Source organism: Microbacterium sp. P26, from assembly GCF_023712585.1.
Classification (GTDB): Bacteria; Actinomycetota; Actinomycetes; order Actinomycetales; family Microbacteriaceae; genus Microbacterium; species Microbacterium algihabitans_A.
The window spans coordinates 426,019-450,347 of sequence record NZ_JAMAXZ010000003.1; the positions used below are offsets into that span (position 1 = coordinate 426,019).

A 24,329-nucleotide genomic window follows, 5' to 3' on the forward strand; every position below is an offset into this window, starting at 1 on the left:
GCAGCCCCCGGGGAGCGATCTCGTGAGTGAGCGGCGCGTCGCGCGCGTGCAGCTCGAGTCGCCCGTGCCCCAGCTCGACCGGCTGTTCGACTACGCCGTCCCGCACCCGCTCGTCGCCGATGTCGCGCCGGGCGTGCGGGTGAAGGTGCCGCTGCGCTCGGCCGGTCGCATGATGGACGCCTTCGTCATCGAGGTGGTCGCCGACGACGGCACCGAGCGGCCCCTGTCGGCGGTTGAGGCGGTCGTCTCGCCCATGCCAGTGCTGCCCGAGCGGCTGTACACGCTCGCACGGCGGGTCGCCGACCGCGCGGCGGGCTCGGTGAGCGACGTGCTGCGCCTGGCAGTGCCCAAGCGCATGGTCCGCGCCGAGAAGGCGTGGGCCGCGGCCCCCGCGCCCGAGACGCCCGAGGTGGTGCCCGCGGCGCGCGAGCGCGCCACGGCCCTGCTGCAGCCCTACCCGGGGCTGGCCGACGCCCTCGACGCGGGGGAGCGACTGGCCGTCGACGCCCCGCCGCATCCGCATCCGGAACGTCCGCGCGGTGCGTGGGCCGACCTGCTCGCCGCGGCCGCCGTGCACACGCTCGCGCGGGGGCGCAGCGCCGTGCTCGTCGTGCCCGACTACCGCGACCAGGCGCAGCTGTTGGCGGCTCTGGCCGAGCTCGTGACTCCGGATGCCGTGGTGCGCGACGACTCCGACCAGTCCGGTCCCGCGCGCTACGCCCAGTATCTCCGCGCCCTCGCGCCGGTGCCCTGCATCGTCGTGGGCCGCCGCTCCGCCGTCTACGCCCCCGCGCACGACACCGGTCTCGTCGCGATCTGGGACGACGGCGACACCTTGCTCGCCGAGCCCCTGTCGCCCGGCGTGCACGCTCGCGACGCCGCGCTCGTGCGCCAGGAGCTCGAGGGATCGGCGCTCGTGTTCGCCGGCCACACCCGCACCACCGACGTGCAGCGCCTCGTCGAGGTCGGCTACGCGCGGGAGGTGCCGCAGGCGCGGCGGCAGAGCCCCCGCGTCGTGCTCAGCGCCACGCGCGAGGGCGAGCAGCGGCAGTCGCGCGTGCCCTCGTCGGCGTTCGCGGCGGCGCGCGAGGCTCTCCAGCACGGCCCCGTGCTCGTGCAGGTCGCCCGCCCCGGCTACGCCCCGTCGCTCATCTGCGCGGACTGCCGACGCCCCGCGCGCTGCCAGCACTGCGCCGGCCCGCTGCGCGCCGCGCGCCCCGGCGCCGTGCCCGTGTGCGCGTGGTGCGGACGCAGCGCGCACGCGTGGGCCTGCGGGCACTGCGGCTCGACCAAGCTCCGCATGGCCTCCTCGGGCAGCGAGCGCACCGCCGACGAGCTCGGCCGCGCCTTCCCGAACACGCGGGTGATCGTCGCCGACGGCGCCCATCCCGTCGCCGAGGTCGACGCCACCCCCGCCCTCGTGATCGCCACGCGCGGGGCCGAGCCGCTCGCGCGCGGCGGCTACAAGGCGGTGATCCTGCTCGATGGCGACCGGATGCTGCAGAACGAAGCCCTGCGCATCGCCGAGCACTGCCTGCGCTGGTGGTCGAACGCCGCAGCCCTGGCCGCCCCCGGAGCCCCCGTGCACCTGGTCGGTGTCGCGGGGCCGGTCGCCCGGGCGCTGGCGACCTGGACCCACCCGGCGTACGCGCGCGGAGAACTCATCGAGCGCCTTCCCCTGCGGATGCCGCCCGCCGTGCGCGTCGCGAGCGTCGACGGACACGCCCGGAGCGTCGACGTGCTGCTCGAGTCGCTGCGCGAGAGCGTGCCCGACCTCGACCCGCTCGCGATCCTCGGCCCGGTCGACACGTCGGAGACGCCCGACGTCGCGACCTCCCGCGCGCTGGTGCGCTTCGACTACGCCCACGGCCGCGCCGTCGCCGAGGCCCTGCGCGCCGGGGTGATCGCCGACGCCCTGCGCGCGCGCAAGTCGCGCAAAGATCGGGGCCCCAAGCCGCGCAGTACGCTCAGAGTCCGCCTCGACATCCCCGAGCCCGACCTCTGAGCGGGTCACGCACCCGTCACGACCCCGAGACTCTGAGGAGACCCATGCGCCTCGTCTTCGCCGGCACACCCGCCGTCGCCGTCCCTTCCCTGCGCGCCCTCGCGTCGGGGCCGCACGAGATCGCCGCGGTCGTCACGCGCGACGACGCGCCCCTCGGCCGCAAGCGCGTGCTGACCCCGTCGCCGGTCGCGCAGGCCGCCGACGAGCTCGGTCTGCCGATCATCAAGGCCGACCGCCTCGACACCGACGTCACCGCCCGCATCGCGGAGCTCGAGCCCGAACTCGGGGTGATCGTGGCCTACGGCGGGCTCGTGCGCGAACCGCTGCTGTCGATGCCCGCGCACGGCTGGATCAACCTGCACTTCTCGCTGCTCCCGCGCTGGCGCGGTGCCGCCCCCGTGCAGCGCGCGCTCATGGCGGGCGATGCGGTCACGGGCGCGAGCGTCTTCCAGCTCGTCGCCGCGCTCGACGCCGGCGACGTGTTCGCCGAGGAGCGCTACGAGGTACCGGCCGGGGCCACCTCGGCCACGGTGCTCGACGACCTCGCCGAGATCGGCGCTCCGCTGCTGGCCCGCGTGGTCGACGGCATCGCCGACGGCTCGGCGACCGCGACAGCTCAGCAGGGCGAGCCGACCCTCGCACCCAAGCTCACCCTCGACGACGGCGCCCTCGATCTCACCCGGGATGCCGAGAGCCTCCTGCACCAGATCGCCGGGGTCACGCCCGAACCCGGGGCCCACACCACTCTCGACGGGGCGCGCTTCAAAGTGCTGCGCGCCGCCCCCGCCGATGCGCCCCCGTTGCCGCCGGGCCGGGTCGCGGCATCCGGAAAAGACGTCGTCGTCGGCACGGGCACCACGCCGCTGCGCCTCGACACCGTGCAACCCGCAGGAAAGGGAGCGATGAACGCGAGCGATTGGTTTCGTGGCCTGCGCACCGACGAGCCGGAGCTCGGCGCATGACCGTGCAGGGAGCCCGTGCTGTGGCCTACGAGGTGCTGCGCGCCGTCTCGGGAGACGAGGCGTACGCCAACCTGCTGCTGCCGCACGCGATCACCCGTCAAAAGCTCGATGCCAAAGACGCCGGTCTCGCGACCGAGCTGACCTACGGCACCCTGCGCCGGCGGGGCACGTACGACGCGATCATCGCCGCAGCCGCCGACCGCACGGTCGACCGGATCGACCCGGCCGTGCTCGACGCCCTCCGCTTGGGCGTGCATCAGCTGCTGTCGACCCGCGTCGCCTCGCATGCCGCGGTGAACGAGTCGGTCGAGCTCGCGCGTCGGCACGGCGGGGGCCGCGGAGCCGCGGGCTTCGCCAACGCGGTGTTGCGCCGGGTGTCGCGCGACAATCCGGGGCAGTGGATGCAGACCATCTCGGCGGCCGCGCGCAGCGACGACGAGCGCCTCGGCCTGACCACCTCGCACCCCGTGTGGATCGTGCGGGCGCTGCGCCGCGCCCTCACCGCCGAGGGCCGCGCCGACGAGCTCGACGGACTGCTCGAAGCCGACAACGCCGCCCCACGCGTGGCGATGATCGCCCTGCCGGGCCTCGCCGCGGTGCCCGACGACGCGACCCCGACGAAGTACGCCCCGACCGCCTTCACCACCCGCGGGGGAGACCCCGAGGGGCTGATCCGTTCGTCCGGCGGCACGATCCGCGTGCAGGACGAAGGGTCGCAGCTCGCCGCCCTCGCCCTCAGCCGCGCCCTTCCCGTGCGCGAGGGCGAGCGCTGGCTCGACCTGTGCGCGGGCCCCGGCGGCAAGACCGCGCTGCTCGCCGCCGAGGCCCTCGCCCATGGGGCCACGCTGGACGCCAACGAGATCGCTCCGGCCCGAGCGGGGCTGGTGCGCCAGGCCGTGGCATCCGTGCCCCTCGACGTCGAGGTGAGCGAAGAGGACGGGCGCGAGCGCGCGGCGCGGATGCCGGGGGAGTACGACCGCATCCTCGTCGACGCCCCGTGCACCGGCATCGGCGCCCTGCGACGTCGACCCGAAGCGCGTTGGCGCAAGACGCCGGCCGACGTGCCCGACCTCACCGCGCTGCAGCAGGAGCTCGTGCTCGCGGCCTTCGAGGCTTTGAGGTCCGGGGGAGTCGTGGCCTACGTCACGTGCTCGCCACACCTGGCCGAGACCTCGGGCGTGCTGGCCGAGGTGAAGCGCGCGCTCGGCGAGGAGGTCGAGGAGCTCGACGCGCGCGCGGTGGTGCGCGAGATCGCCGAGGTCGAGATCGACCTGCCCGCCCAGGCCGACGGGTCGCTGCGGGCGCAGCTGTGGCCGCACCGCCACGGCACCGACGCGATGTCGATCGCGCTGCTGCGCAAGCGCTGAGCCCGCGCACGCGCCGGCGCGGGGAGCGCGCGAGGCGTCAGTTTGTGTCGCCTGGACGAGCTCTCGGCGACACTTATCGACCCCTCACGCGATCGGCGGCGACGACGACGCGCCCATAATGGTCGGGTGCCTACCGACGCCCCGCGCATCAACCCGAGCATCCTCGCCGCCGACTTCGTGAACATGGAGGCCGAGCTCGCACGCATCGCGGGGGCCGACTTCGTGCACGTCGACGTCATGGACAACCACTTCGTGCCCAACCTCACGTTCGGGCCGCAGATGGTGGGCCGCATCCAGGAGACCAGCCCCGTTCCGCTGGACGTGCACCTGATGATCGACGACCCCGACCGCTGGGCTCCGGCGTACGCCGAGCTGGGTGCGGCCTCCGTGACCTTCCATCTCGAGGCCGCGGCGTCGCCCGTCGCGCTCGCCCGGCAGCTGCGCGCGATGGGCGCGCGGGCCGGAGTGGCCGTGAAGCCCGGAACCCCGGTCGAGAACCTCTTCGACTCGCTCAACGAGTTCGACCAGATCCTCGTGATGACCGTCGAGCCCGGTTTCGGGGGGCAGTCGTTCATGCCCGAGACCATGCCGAAGCTCCGCTCGCTCGCCGACGAGGCGAAGCGCCGCGGCGCGAGCGTCTGGCTGCAGGTCGACGGCGGCATCGGCGAATCCACGATCGCCCAGGCCGCCGAAGCCGGGGCCGACACGTTCGTCGCGGGCTCCGCGGTGTTCGGCGCCGACGACCCCGACCGCGCGATCCAGTCGCTGCGCGCCTCGGCCGCCCGCCACCGCCACTGAGCCCGGCCGCCGAACCTCACCCCTCGGGAACGCTCCCCGCCCCGCACACACCCCCGGGCGGACAGCCCCACCCCCGCCGACCCGATACCCTGGAACCGTGAAAACTTTCGACGACCTGTTCGCGGAACTCAGCGCCAAGGCCGTCGAGCGACCCGCCGGCTCCGGCACCGTCGCTCAGCTGGATGCCGGCGTGCACGCCATCGGCAAGAAGATCGTCGAAGAGGCCGCCGAGGTGTGGATGGCCGCCGAATACGAGTCCGACGAGGCCGCGGCCGAAGAGATCTCGCAGCTGCTCTACCACCTGCAGACGCTCATGCTCGCGAAGGGCCTGTCGCTCCAGGACGTCTACCGACATCTCTGAGCCGCGCTCGCCCTCCACACGCTCACACAACACGAAAGCCCCCGTCATGCTGCGAATCGCCGTGCCGAACAAGGGGTCGCTCGCCGAGACCGCCGCCGAGATGCTCTCGGAGGCCGGGTACACCGGACGTCGCGACTCGAAAGACCTGTACACCGTCGACCCCGTGAACGAGGTCGAGTTCTTCTACCTCCGTCCGCGTGACATCGCGACCTACGTCGGCTCGGGTGCGCTCGACGTCGGCATCACCGGCCGCGACCTGCTGCTCGACGCCCGCATGCCCGGCGCCCGCGAGGTCGAGTCGCTCGGCTTCGCCGGTTCGACGTTCCGCTTCGCCGGCCGCCCCGGCCGTTTCACCGACATCGCCGACCTCGAGGGTCTGCGCGTCGCGACGGCCTACCCGGGCCTGGTCGACGCCTTCCTCGACGAGCGCGGCATCGCCGTCGACATCGTCCCGCTCGACGGCGCGGTCGAATCGGCCGTGCAGCTCGGGGTGGCGGATGCCGTGGCCGACGTCGTCTCGACCGGAACCACGCTGCGCCAGGCCGGTCTCGAGATCTTCGGGCCGGTCCTGCTCGAGTCCGACGCCGTGCTGATCGCCGGCCCCCAGGAAGCCGAGGGCACCGAGACGCTGCTGCGGCGCCTGCGGGGCGTGCTCGCCGCCCGCACCTACGTGCTGATCGATTACGACCTGCCCGCTCACCTGATCGAGCAGGCCGTCGCCGTGGCCCCGGGCCTGGAGTCGCCCACGATCTCGCCGCTGCGCGACCCCGAGTGGGTGGCCGTGCGGGTCATGAGCCCGCGCCGCGACGTCAACCAGGTGATGGACGCCCTCTACGCGATCGGCGCGCGCGCGATCCTCGTCACCGAGATCCTCGCCGCGAGGCTCTGATGACCCTCGCGCGTCGCGTCATCCCCTGCCTCGACGTCGCCGCGGGCCGCGTCGTCAAGGGCGTCAACTTCCTCGACCTGCGCGACATGGGCGACCCGGTCGAGCTCGCGAAGCTCTACTTCGAGCAGGGTGCCGACGAGGTCACCTTCCTCGACGTCACCGCCACCGTTGACGAGCGCTCCACGACCTACGACGTCGTGCGCCGCACGGCCGAGCAGGTCTTCATCCCGCTCACCGTCGGCGGAGGAGTGCGCTCGAGCGACGACGTCGCCCGCCTGCTCGCCGTGGGCGCCGACAAGATCGGCGTCAACTCGGCCGCGATCGCGCGACCGGCCCTGATCGACGAGATCGCCGACCGCTTCGGCGCGCAGGTGATCGTGCTCTCGCTCGACGTCAAGCGCGCGGCATCCACCCCCTCGGGCTTCGTCGTGACCACCCACGGCGGCCGCACCGAGACCACGCTCGACGCCCTCGAATGGGCGCGCGAGGCGGTCGAGCGCGGAGCCGGCGAACTTCTCGTCAACTCGATCGACGCCGACGGCACCAAGCAGGGCTTCGACCTCGAGCTCGTGCGCCTCATGCGTCAGGTCGCCGCGGTCCCGGTCATCGCCTCGGGCGGGGCGGGCGCGCTCGAGCACTTCGCCCCGGCCGTGCAGGCCGGCGCCGACGCCGTGCTCGCGGCATCCGTGTTCCACTCCGGCCAGCTCACCGTGGGACAGGTCAAAGACGCCATGGCCGCCGAAGGGATCGAGGTGCGCCGATGAGCGTCGACCGTGTGAAGTACGACGCCGACGGTCTCGTGGCCGCGGTGATCCAGCAGTTCGACTCGCGCGAGGTGCTGATGGTGGGGTGGATGGATGCCGAGGCTCTGAACCGCACGCTCACCACCGGTCGCGTGACGTTCTGGTCGCGATCACGGCAGGAGTACTGGCGCAAGGGCGACACGTCCGGCCACATCCAGCTGGTCAAGGGCGCGCGCCTGGACTGCGACGGCGACACCCTGCTGATCGAGGTCGACCAGGTCGGCGCCGCGTGCCACACGGGCGACCACACCTGCTTCGACGCCGACGACCTGCACCCGGTCGTGGGGGAGCGCTGATGCGTCGCGCCCGCTCGACGGCGGTGCTCGCGATGCTCCTGACCGGCGCGATCGGCGTGATCGCGTCGACCCAGACCTGGATCGACGTCACCCTCGACGACGGATCGCAGCAGACGCTCGCGGTGCCCGGCGCCGAGGCCCTGCCCGTGCTCACCCCGCTGAGCCTCGCCGCCCTCGCCCTGGGCGCCGCCCTCTCGATCGTCGGCCCCGTCATGCGGTACGTCTTCGGGGCGCTCGGCGTGCTGATCGCCGCCCTCGTCGGGTTCGGCACCGCGCAGCTGCTGTTCGCCACCCCCGTGTCGGCGACCGCGGCGACCGTCACCGATGCGACGGGGATCTCAGGCACGGATGCCGTGGCCGCCCTCGTCCAAGACCTCTCGCTCACGCCGTGGCCGGCCGTGACCTTCGTCGCGCAGATCGTGCTGCTCGCGGCATCCGTCTTCACCCTCGTCACGGCGCGACGCTGGGCCTCGGGCGCGAGCCGCAAGTACCGCACGGCCGAGGAGGCGGCGGTGACCGGCACCGGTCGTCCGCACGACGCGATTGACTCGTGGGACGACCTCTCGCGCGGCGACGACCCGACCGCCTGAGCCATCCTCGCGACATCGAGACGTCGGCGCGGGGACCGCACCACCGTTTCGGTAGACTGGACGCACGCTTTCCCCCGCGCTCGCGCGCGACTGTAAGGAGCCCCATGAGCAACCCCATCGGCGATCCCGGCCACGGACACTCGCCCGCCGCCTGGACGACCGTGATCATCATGCTGGTCGCCATCACGCTCGGCACGCTGTTCTTCTGGTTCGACATGCCGGTCATGGTGTGGGCGTCCGTGGGTCTGCTCGTCGTGGGCGCGATCGTCGGCCTCGTCATGACCAAGGCCGGTTACGGCGCGAACGGCGCGAAGTCCAACCCGAAGGCCCACTGATCGTGCTGGCCGATCTCACGGCCGGAGCGGTGGAAGACGCCGAGCAGCGCGCCCAGGCGCGTCCGCTCGCGGACGTCGAGCGCGATGCCCTCGCGCAGACCCCGGCTCGCGATGCGCTCGCGATGCTGGCCCCCGCCGACCGCGTGAAGATCATCGCCGAGGTCAAGCGCGCGAGCCCCTCGCGCGGCGACCTCGCCTCGATCCCCGACCCCGCTCGTCAGGCGCGCCTGTACGAAGAGGGCGGCGCGTCGGCGATCTCGGTGCTCACCGAGGGGCGCAAGTTCAAGGGCAGCCTCGCCGACCTCGAGGCCGTTCGTGCCGCCGTGAGTGTCCCCGTGCTGCGCAAGGACTTCATCGCGACGCCCTACCAGGTGCTCGAGGCGCGCGCGTCGGGAGCCGACCTGGTGCTGCTCATCGTCGCGGCCCTCGACGACAAGACCCTTGGCCAGCTCTACGGCCTCGTCAGCGACCTGGGCATGACCGCCCTCGTCGAGACGCACTCGGCCGACGAGCTCGAGCGCGCGTCGCAGCTGGGCGCCAAGCTGATCGGCGTCAACGCCCGCAACCTCTCGACCTTCGAGCTCGACCGCGACCTGTTCGGTTCGCTGGTCGAGCGTTTTCCCGCGGATGCCGTGAAGATCGCCGAATCGGCCGTCCTCGCCCCCGCCGACGTGGCGCACTACCGCGCGGCGGGTGCCGACGTCGTGCTCGTGGGCGAGGCCCTCGTCACCGGCGACCCCGTCGCCACGCTCCGCGCGTTCCTCCAGGAGTCCTGATGACCACCGTGCCCGACCAGAAGCTGCGCGATCAGAAGGGGCCGTTCTTCGGCGACTTCGGCGGGCGCTACATGCCCGAATCGCTCATCGCGGCGATCGACGAGCTCACCGCGGTCTACGAGTCGGCGATGGCCGACCCGGAGTTCCACACCGAGCTGCGCGCTCTGCTGCACGACTACGCGGGTCGCCCCTCGGTGCTGACCGAGGTTCCGCGGTTCGCCGAGCACGCGGGAGGCGCGCGCGTCTTCCTCAAGCGCGAAGACCTCAACCACACCGGGTCGCACAAGATCAACAACGTGCTGGGCCAGGCGCTGCTGACCAAGCGCCTCGGCAAGACGCGCGTGATCGCCGAGACCGGAGCCGGCCAGCACGGCGTCGCCACCGCGACCGCCGCCGCCCTGTTCGGTCTCGAGTGCGTCGTCTACATGGGCGAGGTCGACACTGAGCGCCAGGCGCTCAACGTGGCCCGCATGCGACTTCTCGGCGCCGAGGTCATCCCCGTCACGACCGGCTCGCGCACGCTGAAAGACGCGATCAACGAGGCCTACCGCGACTGGGTCGCCTCGGTCGAGACGACCAACTACATCTTCGGCACCGCCGCGGGGCCGCACCCGTTCCCGGCGATGGTGCGCGACTTCCAGAAGATCATCGGCGAAGAGACCCGCGCGGAGTTCCTCGAGCGCCTCGGCCGCCTCCCCGACGCCGTGTTCGCGTGCGTCGGCGGCGGATCGAACGCGATCGGCATGTTCGACGCGTTCCTCGACGACGAGGGCGTCGCCCTCTACGGCGTCGAGGCGGCGGGCGACGGCGTCGACACTCCCAAGCACGCGGCCTCGATCGAGCGGGGTCGCCCCGGCGTCCTGCACGGTGCGCGCACCTACGTGCTGCAGGACGAAGACGGCCAGACCACCGAGTCGCACTCCATCTCGGCCGGGCTCGACTACCCGGGCGTCGGCCCCGAGCACGCGTGGCTCGCTGACATCGGCCGCGCCCAGTACATCCCCGCCACTGACGACGAGGCCATGCAGGCCCTGCGTCTGCTCTCGCGCACCGAGGGCATCATCCCGGCCATCGAGTCGGCCCACGCCCTCGCCGGAGCCCTGCGCATCGGTCGCGAGCTGGGTCCGGATGCCGTGATCGCCATCAACCTCTCGGGTCGCGGCGATAAGGACATGGACACCGCGGCGCGCTACTTCGACCTGTACGACGCCGAGCACGCACCCGAGGGGCCCGAGGGCACCCCGCAGACGCGTGCGGCCGAGACCGTGGCATCCGCCCCCGGCTCGCCCGTCGACGTGACCCCGGCTCCGGACGCCGCCAGCGGCGCGGGAGTCGAGCTGTGACCTCTCGCGTCTCAGCGGCCATCGACGCCGCCCACGCCGAGGGCCGCGGCGCCTTCGTCGGCTACCTTCCCGCCGGCTTCCCCGACGTCGCCACGAGCATCGAGGCGGCCGTCGCTCTGGCCGAGGCCGGAGCCGACGTCATCGAGCTCGGCCCGCCCTACAGCGACCCGGTGATGGACGGCCTGGTCATTCAGGAAGCGACGCAGACGGCGCTCGCGAACGGGTTCCGCATGCGCGATCTGTTCACGATCATCCGCGAGGTCACCGCGCGCACCGAGGTGCCGATCCTCGTCATGACGTACTGGAACCTCGTCGAGCAGTACGGCGTCGACCGTTACGCCGACGAGCTCGCCGCCGCGGGCGGTGCGGGCCTCATCACGCCCGATGTGACCCCGGATGCCGCGTCGCAGTGGATCGAGACGAGCAAGCGCGCCGGCCTCGACCGCGTGTTCCTCGCCGCCCCCACCTCGTCGGACGAGCGTCTGAAGATGATCGTCGAGGCCTCCACCGGCTTCGTCTACACCGTGTCGACCATGGGCATCACGGGCGAGCGCACCTCGCTCGATGCCGCCGCGCGGAACCTCGTCGAGCGCCTGCGCTCGTTCGGTGCCGCGCACGCGTGCGTCGGGATCGGCATCTCGAACGCCGAGCAGGTCGCGGGTGTCGTGGAGTACGCCGACGGCGCGATCGTCGGAACCGCACTGGTCAAAGCGCTGCGCGACGGCGGCGTCGAGGGGCTCTCCTCGCTCGCGAAGGAGCTGTCCGCGGGCGCTTCGAAGCGCGCCTAGACTCGTCTGCATGACGTTCGCCCTCTCGAGCGCCGCCTCCGGCGTGCTCGCCAGCATCCCGAGCCCGACGATCTCCTACGTCGATCTCGGTCCGCTCCGCATCCACTTCTATGCCCTGTGCATCGTCGCGGGCATCATCGTCGCGGTGTTCCTCACGAACGCCCGTCTGACGCGTCGCGGCGCCGAGAAGTGGGTCGTCATCGACATCTGCCTGCTGGCGGTGCCCCTCGCGATCGTCGCGGCGCGCATCTACCACGTGGCCACGCACGCGGGCTTCTACTTCGGCCCCGGCTCCAACCCGTGGAACATCACGCAGCCCGGATCGGTGTGGGCCATCTGGGAGGGCGGCATCGCCATCTACGGCGCCCTCATCGGCGGCGCGATCGGCGCCTTCCTCGGGTGCAAGTGGACCGGCATCCGCTTCTGGACCTTCGCCGACGCGCTCGCGCCGGGCCTCATCATCGCCCAGGCCATGGGTCGCTTCGGCAACTGGTTCAACCAGGAGCTCTTCGGCCAGCCCACCGACCTGCCCTGGGGTCTGCAGATCGACTCCGGCAACCCGGCCATCCCGGTCGGCCTGCCCGCCGGCACCTTGTTCCACCCCACCTTCGCCTACGAGGTCATCTGGAACCTGCTGGGCGCCGCGGTCATCCTCTCCGTCGGCAAGCGCTTCACCCTGCAGTGGGGCAAGCAGTTCGCGATCTACCTGGTCTGGTACTCCGCCGGCCGCATCGTGTGGGAGTCGATCCGCGTCGACCCGAGCGACATCATCCTGGGGCTGCGCACGAACGTGTGGGCCGCCATCTTCGGCGCGATCCTCGGCATCGTCATCTTCATCGTGCAGTCGCGCCGCCACCTCGGTCTCGAGCCCTCGCCCTACGCGCCCGGGCGCGAGTCGAAGGCTCCGGGGGCTGTAGACTCAGGCGACCCCTCTGACTTCGTCGACGTGAGCGAGCCGCCCGCGACGAGCGACACCGTCGGCACCAGCGCCACAAGCAGCCCCGCCACGAACTAACACTCTGGGCCGACGTCGTCCCATTCGAAGCATCAACGTGAGGACGGTTGATATGGCTTCCAGCCTGCGCTCCGACACCGTCGGAGGCACATTCCCCGCCCGACAGGGAATGTACGACCCGTCGTTCGAGAAAGACGCCTGTGGCCTCGCCATGGTCGCCACTCTCCGCGGCGAAGCCGGTCACGACATCATCGACCTGGCGCTGACGGCGCTGCGCAACCTCGAGCACCGTGGCGCCATCGGCTCCGACGCGGGCACGGGTGACGGTGCCGGCATCCTGACCCAGATGCCCGACGCGTTCCTGCGCGAGGTCGTCGACTTCGATCTGCCGCCGGTGGGGGAGTACGCCGCGGGCATGATCTTCCTGCCGCTCGGCCACGACGAGCGTCAGGCCATGAAGTCGGGCATCGAGGAGCTCGCGCGTCACGAGAACCTCGAGGTGCTCGGCTGGCGCGAGGTGCCCGTCGACACGGAGCACCTCGGCAAGCTCGCCTTCGAGGCGCGGCCCGCGTTCGAGCAGCTGTTCGTCTCGCGTCCGGCCACGGGCGACGAGACGGCGCTCTCGGGCATCGCGCTCGACCGCCGCGTCTACCGCCTGCGCAAGCGCGCGCGTCACGAGCTCGAGGCGTACTTCGTGTCGCTGTCGAGCCGCACGCTCGGCTACAAGGGCATGGTCACCACGCTGCAGCTCGAGCCGTTCTACCCCGACCTCTCCGACGAGCGCTTCGCCTCGGAGCTCGCGGTCGTGCACTCGCGCTACTCCACGAACACGTTCCCGTCGTGGCCGCTCGCGCAGCCGCTGCGCATGCTCGCGCACAACGGCGAGATCAACACCGTCAAGGGCAACCGCAACTGGATGCGGGCGCGTCAGTCGCAGCTCGAGTCCGAGCTCATCGGCGACGTTCGCCCCCTGCTGCCCATCTGCACCGAGGGCGCGAGCGACTCGGCGTCGTTCGACGAGGTGCTCGAGCTGCTGACCCTCACCGGTCGCAGCCTGCCGCACGCGGTGATGATGATGGTGCCCGAGGCCTACGAGAAGCAGGCCACGATCGACCCCGACCTGCGCGCCTTCTACGACTACCACTCCATGCAGATGGAGCCGTGGGACGGCCCCGCCGCGCTGATCTTCACCGACGGCACGCTCGTGGGCGCCACCCTCGACCGCAACGGGCTGCGCCCGGGCCGCTGGACAGAGACGACCGACGGCCTCGTGGTCATCGGCTCCGAGACCGGCGTGCTCGACTTCGCGCCCGAGCGCATCAAGCGCCGCGGCCGCCTGCAGCCGGGCCGCATGTTCCTCGTCGACACGGCCCAGCGCCGCATCGTCGAAGACGAGGAGATCAAGGCCGACCTCGCCGCCTCGCAGCCCTGGGGCGAGTGGGTCAGCAAGGGCCGCGTCAAGCTCAGCGAGCTGCCCGAGCGCGAGCACATCGTGCACCCCATCGCCTCGATCACGCGCCGCCAGCGCACCTTCGGCTACACCGAAGAGGAGGTGCGCATGCTGCTGACCCCGATGGGTCAGGGCGGCACCGAGCCGCTCGGCGCCATGGGCAGCGACGCACCCGTCGCGGTGCTCAGCGACCGCCCGCGTCTGCTGTTCGACTACTTCTCGCAGCAGTTCGCGCAGGTCACCAACCCGCCGCTCGACTCGATCCGCGAAGAGGTCGTCACGTCTCTCTCGCTGGGTCTCGGCCCCGAGCGCAACCTGCTGGCGTGGGGACCCGACCACACGCGCACGGTGACCCTCGACTTCCCTGTGATCGACAACGACGAGCTCGCGAAGATCCAGCACATCGACACCGCCCTGCCGGGCCGGTCGTCGGTGACGATCCGCGGTCTGTACCGCGTCGAGGCCGGGCACAAGGGTCTGCAGAAGCGCCTGACGCAGATGTGCACCGAGGTCGACCAGGCCATCGAGGACGGCGCCGAGTTCATCGTGCTCAGCGACCGCGACTCCAACAAAGACCTGGCGCCGATCCCGTCGCTGCTCATGCTCGCGGCCGTGCACCACCACCTGATCCGCAAAGAGACCCGCATGAAGGTCGGTCTCGTGGTCGAGGCCGGGGATGTGCGCGAGGTGCACCACGTGGCCACCCTCATCGGCTACGGCGCCTCGGCGGTCAACCCGTACCTGGCGATGGAGACCGTCGAATACCTGGTGCGCGCGGGCTTCATCACCGACATCACGCCCGAGAAGGCCGTCAAGAATCTGATCTACGCGCTCGGCAAGGGCGTGCTGAAGATCATGTCGAAGATGGGCATCTCGACGGTGTCGTCGTACGCCGGCGCCCAGGTGTTCGAGGCCGTGGGCCTCTCGCGCGACTTCGTCGACGCGTACTTCACCGGCACCGAGACCAAGCTCGGCGGCGTCGGACTCGACGTCATCGCGGCCGAGAACGCCGCGCGCCACGAGTACGCCTACCCGCAGGACGCGGCGGCCCGTGCGCACGAGCGCCTGTGGACCGGTGGCGAGTACCAGTGGCGCCGCGACGGGGCACCGCACCTGTTCAACCCCGACACGGTGTTCCGTCTGCAGCACGCCACGCGCGAGCGCCGGTACGACATCTTCCGCGAGTACACGAACCTGATCGACGACCAGGCGCACGAGCTGAAGACGCTGCGTGGTCTGTTCGGCCTGCGCACGGGCCTGCGTCCGGCTGTGCCGATCGACGAGGTCGAGCCCGTCTCGGCGATCGTCAAGCGCTTCTCCACCGGTGCGATGAGCTACGGCTCGATCTCGAAAGAGGCGCACGAGGTGCTCGCCGTCGCGATGAACCGCATCGGCGGCAAGTCGAACACCGGTGAGGGCGGAGAAGACGTCGACCGTCTGCTCGACCCCGAGCGTCGTAGTGCCATCAAGCAGGTGGCATCCGGTCGCTTCGGGGTGACGAGCCTCTACCTGACGAAGGCCGACGACATCCAGATCAAGCTCGCGCAGGGCGCCAAGCCCGGCGAGGGCGGTCAGCTGCCGCCGACCAAGGTGTACCCGTGGGTGGCGCGCACGCGTCACGCGACCGCGGGCGTCGGGCTCATCTCGCCCCCGCCGCACCACGACATCTACTCGATCGAAGACCTCAAGCAGCTCATCTTCGACCTCAAGCGCGCCAACCCCTCGGCCCGCATCCACACCAAGCTGGTCAGCCAGTCGGGGATCGGTGCGGTCGCGGCGGGTGTCGCCAAGGCGCTGAGCGACGTCATCCTGGTTTCCGGTCAAGACGGCGGCACGGGCGCAAGCCCCATGAACTCGCTCAAGCACGCCGGCACCCCGTGGGAGCTGGGCCTGGCCGAGACGCAGCAGACGCTCATGCTCAACGGCATGCGCGACCGCGTCGTGGTGCAGGTCGACGGTCAGATGAAGACCGGTCGCGACGTCATCATCGGCGCCCTGCTCGGCGCCGAGGAGTTCGGCTTCGCCACCGCCCCGCTCGTGGTCTCGGGCTGCATCATGATGCGCGTGTGCCACCTCGACACCTGCCCCGTGGGCGTCGCGACGCAGAACCCCGTGCTGCGCGAGCGCTTCACCGGCAAGGCCGAGTACGTCATCAACTTCATGGAGTTCATCGCCCAGGAGGTGCGCGAGTACCTCGCCGCCCTGGGCTACCGCTCGATCGACGAGATCGTCGGCCGTTCGGAGCTCCTGGATGCCAACGAAGCGATCCAGCACTGGAAGGCGCGCGGCCTCAACCTCGCGCCCATCCTCGAAGGACCCCGCTTCGCCGACGACGAGCCGCGTCGCCACGCGCGCGACCAGGACCACGAACTCGAGGAGCACTTCGACGTGCAGCTCATCGAGCGCGCGCAGGACGTCATCGCTCACGGCGGTCAGCTCACGATCGACCTGCCGATCCGCAACACCGCTCGCGCGGTCGGAACCATGCTCGGCCACCACGTCACCAAGGCGCGGGGCGAGCACGGACTGCCCGAGAACACGATCGACGTGCGCCTGACCGGTTCGGCCGGGCAGTCGTTCGGCGCGTTCATGCCCGCCGGGATCACGCTGCGCCTCGAGGGCGACTCGAACGACTACGTCGGCAAGGGCCTCTCGGGTGGCACGATCGTCGTGCGCCCGCCGCGCGGTTCGACCTTCGCCGCGTCCGAGAACGTCATCGCCGGAAACGTCATCGGCTACGGCGCCACGCAGGGGCAGATGTTCCTCAACGGCGTCGTGGGTGAGCGCTTCCTCGTGCGCAACTCGGGTGCGACCGCGGTCGTCGAGGGCGTGGGCGACCACGCGCTCGAGTACATGACCGGTGGTCTCGCCGTGATCCTCGGCGCCACGGGCCGCAACCTGGGTGCCGGCATGTCGGGCGGCCAGGCCTACGTCTACAGGCTCGACCGCGACCTCGTGAACCGCGAGGCCATGGCATCCGGTGAGCTCGAACTCGGTCCCCTCGGAGCAGGGGATGCCGAGATCCTGCGCGACCTGCTCGAAAAGCACGTCGCGGAGACCGATTCCACCCTCGCGCGTCGTCTGCTCGACGACTTCGAGACCGAGGTGGACAACTTCGTCCGGGTGCTGCCGCGCGACTACGCCGCCGTGCTGCAGACCCGCCAGGAGGCGGTGTCGGAGGGGCTCGACCCCGACGGCGACGTCGTCTGGAAGCGCATTCTGGAGGTGACGGGTGGCTGACCCGAAAGGTTTTCTCAAGACCACGGAGCGCGAGCTTCCGAAGCGTCGTCCCGTTCCGGTCCGCATCATGGACTGGAAAGAGGTGTACGAGCCGGGTGATTCGGCCGTCATCAAGCGCCAGGCCGGTCGCTGCATGGACTGCGGCATCCCGTTCTGCCACAAGGGCTGCCCGCTCGGGAACCTGATCCCCGAGTGGAACGACCTCACGTGGCGCGGCGAGGGTCGCGCGGCCATCGAGCGTCTGCACGCGACCAACAACTTCCCGGAGTTCACCGGTCGCCTGTGCCCCGCGCCCTGCGAGAGCTCATGCGTGCTCGGCATCAACCAGCCGGCCGTCACGATCAAGCAGGTCGAGGTCTCGATCATCGACGAGGCGTTCGGCAACGGCTGGGTCGAGCCCGAGCCGCCCGAGCGCCTGACCGGCAAGACGGTCGCCGTCGTGGGCTCCGGCCCCGCCGGACTCGCCGCCGCCCAGCAGCTCACGCGCGCCGGGCACACGGTCGCCGTGTTCGAGCGCGACGACCGCATCGGCGGTCTGCTGCGCTACGGCATCCCCGACTTCAAGATGGAGAAGCGCCACCTCGAGCTGCGCCTGCGCCAGATGCAGGCCGAGGGCACGCGTTTCCGCGCGGGCGTCGAGATCGGCAAGGACATCTCGTGGAGCGACCTGCGCGCGCGCTACGACGCGGTCGTGGTGGCCACCGGCTCCACGGTGCCGCGCGACCTCGCGATCCCGGGCCGCGACCTCGACGGTGTGCACTACGCGATGGAGTACCTCATCGAGGGCAACAAGGCCGTCGCGGGCGACCAGGTGCCGCACCAGATCACCGCCGAGGGCAAGCACGTCGTCGTCATCGGCGGCGGCGACACCGGCGCCGACTGCATCGGCACCGCGCACCGTCAGGGCGCGCTGAGCGTGACCAACCTCGCGATCGGCAAGCAGCCCCCCTCGGAGCGCCCGGCCGAGCAGCCGTGGCCGATGATGCCGAACCTGTTCGAGATGGCATCCGCTCACGAAGAGGGCGGGGAGCGCACGTTCCTCGCCTCCACCGTGGAGTTCCTCGGCAACGCCGCGGGCGAGGTGCGCGCACTGCGCGTCGCCGAGACCGAGTACCTCGACGGTCGTCGTGTGCCCAAGAGCGGCACCGAGCGCGAGATCCCCGCCGACCTCGTGCTGATCGCGATGGGCTTCACCGGCCCCGAGCGCGAAGCGCTCGAGCAGCAGCTCGGCACGCAGTTCACGAACCGCGGCAACCTCGAGCGCGACGCGACGTACGCCACCACGACGCCCGGAGTGTTCGTGGCCGGCGACGCGGGTCGCGGTCAGTCCCTCATCGTGTGGGCCATCGCCGAGGGTCGCGCCGCGGCCGCGGAGGTCGACACGTTCCTCATGGGCGAAACGGTGCTGCCCGCACCGGTGCGCCCGACCGATGTCGCCATCGGCCTCCTGCCCGCCTAAGCTGGCAAGGGCCGATCGGCCACTTCCCGAAAATCCTCACGGAGCTTGAAAACGGATGAGACGCGCCAAGATCGTCGCAACACTCGGGCCCGCCACGTCGTCGTATGAGATGGTTCGCGCCATCATCGACGCCGGGGTGGACGTCGCCCGCCTCAACTTGAGCCACGGAGATTACTCCGTGCACGACGCCAACTTCGCCAACGTGCGGAAGGCCGCGGAGGACGCCGGTCGCCCGGTCGCCGCCCTCGTCGACCTGCAGGGACCGAAGATCCGCCTCGGCAAGTTCGAGAACGGTCCCCACGACCTGCTGCCCGGCGACATCTTCAAGATCACCATCGAAGACATCCTCGGCACCAAAGAGATCGTCGGCACGACCTTCAAGGGTCTGCCCCAGGACGTCCGCCCCGGCGACTTCCTGCTGATCGACGACGGAAAGGTGCGCGTCGAGGTCGTCGAGACCGACGGCACCGTCGTCACCACCCGCGTCGTCGTGGGCGGTCCGGTCTCGAACAACAAGGGCATCAACCTGCCCGGCGTCGCCGTCAACGTCCCCGCGCTGAGCGAGAAGGACGAAGCCGACCTCCGCTGGGGCCTGAACGCCGGTGCCGACCTCATCGCGCTGTCGTTCGTGCGTGATGCGAAAGACATCGAGCGCGTGCACGAGATCATGGCCGAAGAGGGGCGATACGTGCCCGTCATCGCGAAGATCGAGAAGCCGCAGGCGGTCGACAACCTCGAAGAGATCATCGACGCTTTCGACGGCATCATGGTCGCCCGCGGCGACCTCGGCGTCGAGCTGCCGCTGGAAGCCGTGCCGATCGTGCAGAAGCGCGCGGTCGAGCTCGCCCGTCGCATGGCCAAGCCCGTCATCGTGGCGACGCAGATGCTCGAGTCGATGATCAACAGCCCGGTGCCCACGCGCGCCGAGACCAGCGACGTCGCCAACGCCGTGCTCGATGGCGCGGATGCCGTGATGCTCTCGGGCGAGACCAGCGTCGGCGACTACCCGGTCGTCGTCGTCGAGACGATGGCCCGCATCGTCGAGTCGACCGAGGAGCACGGCCTGGAGCGCATCGCGCCCTTGACAAACAAGCCCCGCACGCAGGGTGGCGCCATCACCCTCGCCGCCGTCGAGGTCGCCGACTTCGTCGAGGCCAAGTACCTCTGCGTCTTCACCGAGTCGGGCGACTCGGCCCGTCGCATGTCGCGCCTGCGCTCGACGATCCCCATGATCGCGTTCACGCCCGAGCCCGGCATCCGCCGCCGCCTGGCGCTGACGTGGGGCGTGCGCTCGACTCTGGTCGAGCACGTGTCGCACACCGACAAGATGTTCCTGCAGGTCGACGACTACCTGCTCTCGCACGACCTGGCCAAGGTCGGCGACAAGGTGGTCGTGATCTCGGGTTCCCCTCCCGGAATCGCCGGCTCGACCAACGACCTGCGCGTGCACCGCGTGGGCGATGCCGTGCACGGTGCGGCTCCCGGTTACCAGGAGGTCTGACCCTCCGACGACGCGCGCCGGTTCTCCGGCGCGCGTCGTCGCGTTCCCCCCGGTAAGTTGGGAACGCAACACCTGCCGGTGTGGCGGAATGGCAGACGCGGAGCACTCAAAATGCTTTGTCGCAAGACGTGTGGGTTCGAGTCCCACCACCGGCACGCTTTCCCACATCCCGGTCGAGACCGGGGTTGTCCGTATTCGTCGTTCTAGGATGGTCCCGTGACTGATCAAGAAGCCGCTCCGGCTACCGCCCCGACCGCACCCCGCCGCGTCGTCGTCGCGGAAGACGAGTCGCTCATCCGCCTCGACATCGTCGAGATCCTCCGCGACAACGGGTACGACGTCGTGGGCGAAGCGGGCGACGGCGAGACCGCCGTCCAGCTGGCCACCGAGCTGCGCCCCGACCTCGTCATCATGGACGTCAAGATGCCGCAGCTCGACGGCATCAGCGCCGCCGAGAAGCTCAGCAAGAACCACATCGCCCCCGTGGTGCTGCTCACCGCGTTCAGCCAGAAAGAGCTGGTCGAGCGCGCGAGCGAGGCCGGCGCCCTGGCCTACGTGGTCAAGCCCTTCACGCCGAACGACCTGCTCCCGGCGATCGAGATCGCGCTGGCTCGCTACGAGCAGATCATCACGCTCGAGGCCGAGGTCGCCGACATGGTCGAGCGCTTCGAGACCCGCAAGCTCGTCGACCGGGCCAAGGGCCTGCTCAACGAGAAGATGGGCCTGAGCGAGCCCGAGGCCTTCCGCTGGATCCAGAAGGCGTCGATGGACCGCCGCCTCACCATGCAGGACGTCGCCAAGGCGATCATCGAGCAGCTGGCCCCCAAGAAGGCCTGACGCTCTCTGCGACACGGAATGGATGCCACTTCGGTGGCATCCATTCGTCGTTTCCGGCGCACAGGTGGCTGAGCCCGTCGAAGCCACCGGTCGCACGCAAGACCCTCGCGGCACAGGTGGCTGAGCCCGTCGAAGCCACCGGACACACGCAGAACCCGCGCGGCACAGGTGGCTGAGCCCGTCGAAGCCCTCGGTCGCACGCAGGGCCCGGACCCTTCGACGAGCTCAGGGACCTCCACCCGCGGTCAGCGCGCGGGGGCGTCCTTGATGAGGTTCGTGATGCGGATCGTCGAGCATCGGCGACCCTGTTCATCGGACACCGCGATCTCGTGCACGGTGAGCGAGCGACCGAGGTGGATCGGGGTGCACACGCCCGTGACGATGCCCGAGGTGGCCGAGCGGGTGTGCGTGGCGTTGATGTCGATGCCGACAGCGAGACGCCCCGAACCGGCGAAGAGGTTCGCGGCCATCGAACCGAGCGACTCGCCGAGCACCACATAGGCCCCGCCGTGCAGCAGGCCGACGGGCTGGGTGTTGCCCTCGACGGGCATGGTGGCGACGCAGCGGTCGACGGTGAACTCGACCCACTCGATGCCCATCTTCTCGGCGAGGGCGCCCATTCCGCGCTGCTTCGCCCAGTCGAGGCCGGCGGACGTGTCAGGGGTCGTGGAGGTCATCATCGCCTTCGATCGGGCCGGGCCGGGGGAGTGTCCGTGGTTCTCGTTACGCTGGAGGGGTGACGGATGCCGAAAAGCCTACTCTCCTCGTCGTCGACGGCCACTCGCTGGCCTATCGGGCGTTCTACGCGTTGCCGGTCGACAACTTTTCGACGAAGGACGGCCAGCACACCAACGGCATCTACGGGTTCCTGTCGATGTTCGTGAACCTCGTCAAGGCCGAGAAGCCCACGCACCTCGCCGTGGCGTTCGACACGTCGCGGCAGTCGTTCCGCACGCGCGAGTACGCCGAGTACAAAGCGAACCGCAGCGAGTCGCCCGCGGAGTTCAAGGGGCAGATCCCGCTGCTGCAGGACTGCCTGCGCGCGATGGGCGTGCCGGTGCTGACGAAAGAAGACTTCGAGGCCGACGACATCCTCGCCACCCTCGCCACCCAGGGCGAGGAGCAGGGCTTCACGGTGCTGGTGTGCTCGGGCGACCGCGACACGATCCAACTCGTGACCGACGACGTCACGCTGCTGTACCCCAACGTGCAGGGTGTCTCGCAGCTCAAGCGCTACGACACCGAGGCCGTCATCGAGAAGTACGGCCTGCCGCCCGCGCAGTATCCCGAGATCGCCGCCCTCGTCGGCGAGACGAGCGACAACCTGCCGGGTGTGCCCAAGGTCGGCGAGAAGACCGCCGTGAAGTGGCTGACCCAGTGGGGCTCGCTCGATGCCCTGCTCGAGAACGCCGACAAGATCACCGGCGTGGTGGGCAACAACCTGCGCGAGCACATCGACGGCGTGCGCCGCAACCGTTCGCTCAACCGCCTGCTGCGCGACGTCGAGCTCCCCGTCGGTCCCGGCGAGCTGAAGATGCACCCGCTCGACGCCCAGGCCGTCCGCGACATCTTCGCTCGCCTCGAGTTCCGCACCCTCCTGCCGCGCGTGTTCGACGCGCTCGGCGGCGACGCGGGCATCGTCGAAGAGCAGCGCCCCACCGCGACCGCCCCGACGCCCTCGCAGCTCGATGCCGCCGCCCTCGCGGCGTGGGCCGCAGCGGCAACCGGCGAGGTCGGGGTCACCGTGACGCTGGCCGGCGGCGCGCCCACCGCGATCGGACTCGCCTCGGCCGACGCCGCGGTCGAGGCCGAGTGGACGCCGGCGGTGCGCGACGCGCTGGCCGAGTGGCTGGCATCCGACGCCCCCAAGGTCTTCGCCGACGCGAAGCCCCAGATCAAGGCGCTCGCCCGCGAGGGCGTGACGGTGGCCGGCGTGGCGTTCGACGTGATCCTCGCCGGGTGGCTCGTGCGCCCGAGCTTCCCCGACAAGACGCTCGGCGACCTCGTGGAGCGCATGCTCGACGAGAAGCTGCCGGTCGCCGACCCGACGCAGTTGGTTCCCGAGACCGAGGGTGCGACCCCGAGCCAGCTGTCGTGGTTCACGCGCCGCGTCGCCGAGGCGCAGCGCGCCGACATGCCCGAGACGGTCGCGAGCGTGCTCGACGACATCGAACTGCCCACGCTCACCGCCCTCGCCGACATGGAGCTCGCGGGTGTCGCGGTGTCGCACGAGAAGCTGTCGAGCTTCTCGACCGAGCTCGGCGCCCGCGCCGATGCGCTCGCGCGCGACGCCTACGCCGCGATCGGTCACGAGGTCAACCTCGGTTCTCCGAAGCAGCTGCAAGAGGTGCTGTTCGACGAGCTGCAGCTGCCGAAGACCCGCAAGACCAAGAGCGGATACACGACGGATGCCGCGGCCCTCGCCGACCTGCAAGAGAGCGCGCCGCACCCGTTCCTCGACCTGCTGCTGCGCCACCGCGAGGCGACGAAGCTGAAGCAGATCATCGACGCGCTCGACACGGCCACGGGTGCCGACGGTCGCATCCACACCACCTACGTGCAGACCGGCAGTCAGACCGGGCGCCTGTCGAGCACCGACCCGAACCTGCAGAACATCCCGATCCGCACCGAAGAGAGCCGTCGCATCCGCGCGGCGTTCGTCGTGGGCGAGGGCTACGAGACGCTCCTGACCGCCGACTACTCGCAGATCGAGATGCGCATCATGGCGCACCTCTCGGGCGACCCGGGGCTCATCGAGGCCTTCAACTCGGGCGAAGACCTGCACCGCTTCGTCGGCGCGCGCGTCTTCGGCGTCGAGCCGGCCGAGGTCACCCCGGCCATGCGCACGAAGGTCAAGGCAATGTCGTACGGCCTGGTCTACGGCCTGTCGGCGTTCGGCCTGTCGAAGCAGCTGCGCATCGAGCAGTCCGAGGCCAAGAAGCTCATGCTCGAGTATTTCGCCCGCTTCGGCGCCGTGCGCGACTACCTGCGCGGGTCGGTCGAGCAGGCCCGCCAAGACGGCTACACCGAGACGATCTTCGGTCGACGCCGGCCGTTCCCCGACCTCACGAGCATGAATCGCGTGCTGCGCGAGAACGCCGAGCGCGCCGCGCTCAACGCGCCCATCCAGGGCAGCGCCGCCGACATCATGAAGGTCGCGCTGTTCCACATCCAGCGCGATCTCGCCGACGCCGACCTGCGCTCGCGCGTGCTGCTGCAGATCCACGACGAACTCGTGGTCGAGGTGGCCGCGGGGGAGTGGGACGACGTCGAGAAGATCGTGCGCGCGCGCATGGCCGACGCCGCCGATCTGTCGGTTCCGCTCGACGTGCAGATCGGCCGCGGCGGCGATTGGGACGAGGCCGGGCACTAGCCCCTGAGGTCGCCGCGCCCCGCCACCGAGCCCGGCGTGTGGCATCCGGAACCGGTGGCGACGCGGGTCCTCGCCGCGCGCGGTCGAACCGGGGCACAGCATCAGGAATCACCCACCGCGACGTGACCCACGCGCGCGGCGGGGGCGAACGCCGGCATCCGGAACCATCCCCGGGGGTGTGCGCGGGCGCCGCGCCTTCCC

At 70.8% G+C, this 24,329-nt stretch carries 20 protein-coding genes and 1 tRNA gene; 20 read left to right on the top strand and 1 reads right to left on the bottom strand.

All coding sequences use genetic code 11. From position 1 onward, the window contains the following. Nucleotides 1–22: 22 nt before the first annotated feature. The 19 genes from M3667_RS08535 (at nt 23) to M3667_RS08625 (ending at nt 20,755) form a co-directional block, all read left to right on the top strand. A complete protein-coding gene (locus M3667_RS08535; RefSeq protein WP_251507307.1) occupies nt 23–2,005 on the top strand; it encodes a primosomal protein N' in 1,983 nt (660 codons plus the stop codon). A gap of 44 nt (nt 2,006–2,049) precedes the next feature. Then, entirely contained in the window at nt 2,050–2,967 is a 918-nt protein-coding gene (fmt, locus tag M3667_RS08540; protein WP_251507308.1) for a methionyl-tRNA formyltransferase, read from the top strand. Next, nucleotides 2,964–4,334, top strand: a complete 1,371-nt coding sequence (locus tag M3667_RS08545; protein WP_251507309.1) for an RsmB/NOP family class I SAM-dependent RNA methyltransferase — start codon at nt 2,964–2,966, stop codon at nt 4,332–4,334. The genes fmt and M3667_RS08545 overlap by 4 nt, the downstream gene beginning before the upstream one ends. 126 nt (nt 4,335–4,460) lie before the next feature. Then, nucleotides 4,461–5,132, top strand: coding sequence for a ribulose-phosphate 3-epimerase (rpe, locus tag M3667_RS08550; RefSeq protein WP_307210983.1), 672 nt, complete (start codon nt 4,461–4,463; stop codon nt 5,130–5,132). A 97-nt stretch (nt 5,133–5,229) separates the two neighbouring features. Then, complete coding sequence (locus M3667_RS08555) at nt 5,230–5,493, top strand: phosphoribosyl-ATP diphosphatase (protein WP_056231808.1); 264 nt, start codon at nt 5,230–5,232, stop codon at nt 5,491–5,493. A gap of 46 nt (nt 5,494–5,539) precedes the next feature. Further along, a complete protein-coding gene (gene hisG, locus M3667_RS08560) occupies nt 5,540–6,382 on the top strand; it encodes an ATP phosphoribosyltransferase (RefSeq protein ID WP_056231810.1) in 843 nt (280 codons plus the stop codon). Further along, a complete protein-coding gene (gene hisF, locus M3667_RS08565; RefSeq protein ID WP_056231813.1) occupies nt 6,382–7,146 on the top strand; it encodes an imidazole glycerol phosphate synthase subunit HisF in 765 nt (254 codons plus the stop codon). Before hisG ends, hisF begins: the two co-directional genes overlap by 1 nt. Beyond that, nucleotides 7,143–7,481: a phosphoribosyl-AMP cyclohydrolase gene (hisI, locus tag M3667_RS08570; RefSeq protein ID WP_251507311.1), complete on the top strand. Its 339-nt coding sequence runs from the start codon at nt 7,143–7,145 to the stop codon at nt 7,479–7,481. The genes hisF and hisI overlap by 4 nt, the downstream gene beginning before the upstream one ends. After that, nucleotides 7,481–8,071 carry a Trp biosynthesis-associated membrane protein gene (locus M3667_RS08575; RefSeq protein WP_251507312.1) on the top strand — a complete coding sequence of 197 codons (591 nt, stop codon included), beginning with the start codon at nt 7,481–7,483 and terminating at the stop codon, nt 8,069–8,071. Before hisI ends, M3667_RS08575 begins: the two co-directional genes overlap by 1 nt. Nucleotides 8,072–8,175: 104 nt before the next feature. Continuing rightward, complete coding sequence (locus M3667_RS08580; RefSeq protein ID WP_251507313.1) at nt 8,176–8,406, top strand: DUF6704 family protein; 231 nt, start codon at nt 8,176–8,178, stop codon at nt 8,404–8,406. A gap of 2 nt (nt 8,407–8,408) precedes the next feature. After that, nucleotides 8,409–9,182, top strand: coding sequence for an indole-3-glycerol phosphate synthase TrpC (trpC, locus tag M3667_RS08585; protein WP_251507314.1), 774 nt, complete (start codon nt 8,409–8,411; stop codon nt 9,180–9,182). Next, nucleotides 9,182–10,525 carry a tryptophan synthase subunit beta gene (gene trpB, locus M3667_RS08590; protein ID WP_251507315.1) on the top strand — a complete coding sequence of 448 codons (1,344 nt, stop codon included), beginning with the start codon at nt 9,182–9,184 and terminating at the stop codon, nt 10,523–10,525. The genes trpC and trpB overlap by 1 nt, the downstream gene beginning before the upstream one ends. After that, nucleotides 10,522–11,313, top strand: coding sequence for a tryptophan synthase subunit alpha (gene trpA / locus M3667_RS08595; RefSeq protein WP_251507316.1), 792 nt, complete (start codon nt 10,522–10,524; stop codon nt 11,311–11,313). Before trpB ends, trpA begins: the two co-directional genes overlap by 4 nt. Nucleotides 11,314–11,323: 10 nt before the next feature. Continuing rightward, a complete protein-coding gene (lgt, locus tag M3667_RS08600; protein WP_251507317.1) occupies nt 11,324–12,328 on the top strand; it encodes a prolipoprotein diacylglyceryl transferase in 1,005 nt (334 codons plus the stop codon). A 52-nt stretch (nt 12,329–12,380) separates the two neighbouring features. Continuing rightward, a complete protein-coding gene (gene gltB, locus M3667_RS08605) occupies nt 12,381–16,958 on the top strand; it encodes a glutamate synthase large subunit (protein WP_251507318.1) in 4,578 nt (1,525 codons plus the stop codon). Further along, the gene (locus M3667_RS08610) at nt 16,951–18,417 is read left to right on the top strand and encodes a glutamate synthase subunit beta (RefSeq protein ID WP_144833397.1); all 1,467 of its coding nucleotides are present in this window, start codon (nt 16,951–16,953) and stop codon (nt 18,415–18,417) included. Before gltB ends, M3667_RS08610 begins: the two co-directional genes overlap by 8 nt. Before the next feature lie 55 nt (nt 18,418–18,472). Continuing rightward, complete coding sequence (gene pyk / locus M3667_RS08615) at nt 18,473–19,918, top strand: pyruvate kinase (protein WP_251507319.1); 1,446 nt, start codon at nt 18,473–18,475, stop codon at nt 19,916–19,918. Between the two features lie 74 nt (nt 19,919–19,992). Further along, a tRNA-Leu gene (locus M3667_RS08620) sits at nt 19,993–20,073 on the top strand. Nucleotides 20,074–20,134: 61 nt separating this feature from the next. Further along, nucleotides 20,135–20,755: an ANTAR domain-containing response regulator gene (locus tag M3667_RS08625; RefSeq protein ID WP_144833393.1), complete on the top strand. Its 621-nt coding sequence runs from the start codon at nt 20,135–20,137 to the stop codon at nt 20,753–20,755. Nucleotides 20,756–21,000: 245 nt separating this feature from the next. Here M3667_RS08625 and M3667_RS08630 read toward each other — a convergent pair whose 3' ends face one another. Further along, a complete protein-coding gene (locus M3667_RS08630) occupies nt 21,001–21,432 on the bottom strand; it encodes a hotdog fold thioesterase (protein WP_251507320.1) in 432 nt (143 codons plus the stop codon). A 59-nt stretch (nt 21,433–21,491) separates the two neighbouring features. On the opposite strand from M3667_RS08630, the gene polA reads away from it, so the two are divergent. Beyond that, the gene (polA, locus tag M3667_RS08635) at nt 21,492–24,128 is read left to right on the top strand and encodes a DNA polymerase I (protein WP_251507321.1); all 2,637 of its coding nucleotides are present in this window, start codon (nt 21,492–21,494) and stop codon (nt 24,126–24,128) included. The last annotated feature ends 201 nt before the right edge of the window (nt 24,129–24,329 follow it).

Excerpts from the sequence above, each read along its gene's own strand:
- fmt (WP_251507308.1), top strand. The coding sequence starts at position 2,050 with ATGCGCCTCGTCTTCGCCGGCACACCCGCCGTCGCCGTCCCTTCCCTG.
- M3667_RS08545 (WP_251507309.1), top strand. The coding sequence starts at position 2,964 with ATGACCGTGCAGGGAGCCCGTGCTGTGGCCTACGAGGTGCTGCGCGCC.
- hisG (WP_056231810.1), top strand. The coding sequence starts at position 5,540 with ATGCTGCGAATCGCCGTGCCGAACAAGGGGTCGCTCGCCGAGACCGCC.
- hisF (WP_056231813.1), top strand. The coding sequence starts at position 6,382 with ATGACCCTCGCGCGTCGCGTCATCCCCTGCCTCGACGTCGCCGCGGGC.
- hisI (WP_251507311.1), top strand. The coding sequence starts at position 7,143 with ATGAGCGTCGACCGTGTGAAGTACGACGCCGACGGTCTCGTGGCCGCG.
- M3667_RS08575 (WP_251507312.1), top strand. The coding sequence starts at position 7,481 with ATGCGTCGCGCCCGCTCGACGGCGGTGCTCGCGATGCTCCTGACCGGC.
- M3667_RS08580 (WP_251507313.1), top strand. The coding sequence starts at position 8,176 with ATGAGCAACCCCATCGGCGATCCCGGCCACGGACACTCGCCCGCCGCC.
- trpB (WP_251507315.1), top strand. The coding sequence starts at position 9,182 with ATGACCACCGTGCCCGACCAGAAGCTGCGCGATCAGAAGGGGCCGTTC.
- lgt (WP_251507317.1), top strand. The coding sequence starts at position 11,324 with ATGACGTTCGCCCTCTCGAGCGCCGCCTCCGGCGTGCTCGCCAGCATC.
- gltB (WP_251507318.1), top strand. The coding sequence starts at position 12,381 with ATGGCTTCCAGCCTGCGCTCCGACACCGTCGGAGGCACATTCCCCGCC.
- pyk (WP_251507319.1), top strand. The coding sequence starts at position 18,473 with ATGAGACGCGCCAAGATCGTCGCAACACTCGGGCCCGCCACGTCGTCG.
- M3667_RS08630 (WP_251507320.1), bottom strand. The coding sequence starts at position 21,432 with ATGACCTCCACGACCCCTGACACGTCCGCCGGCCTCGACTGGGCGAAG.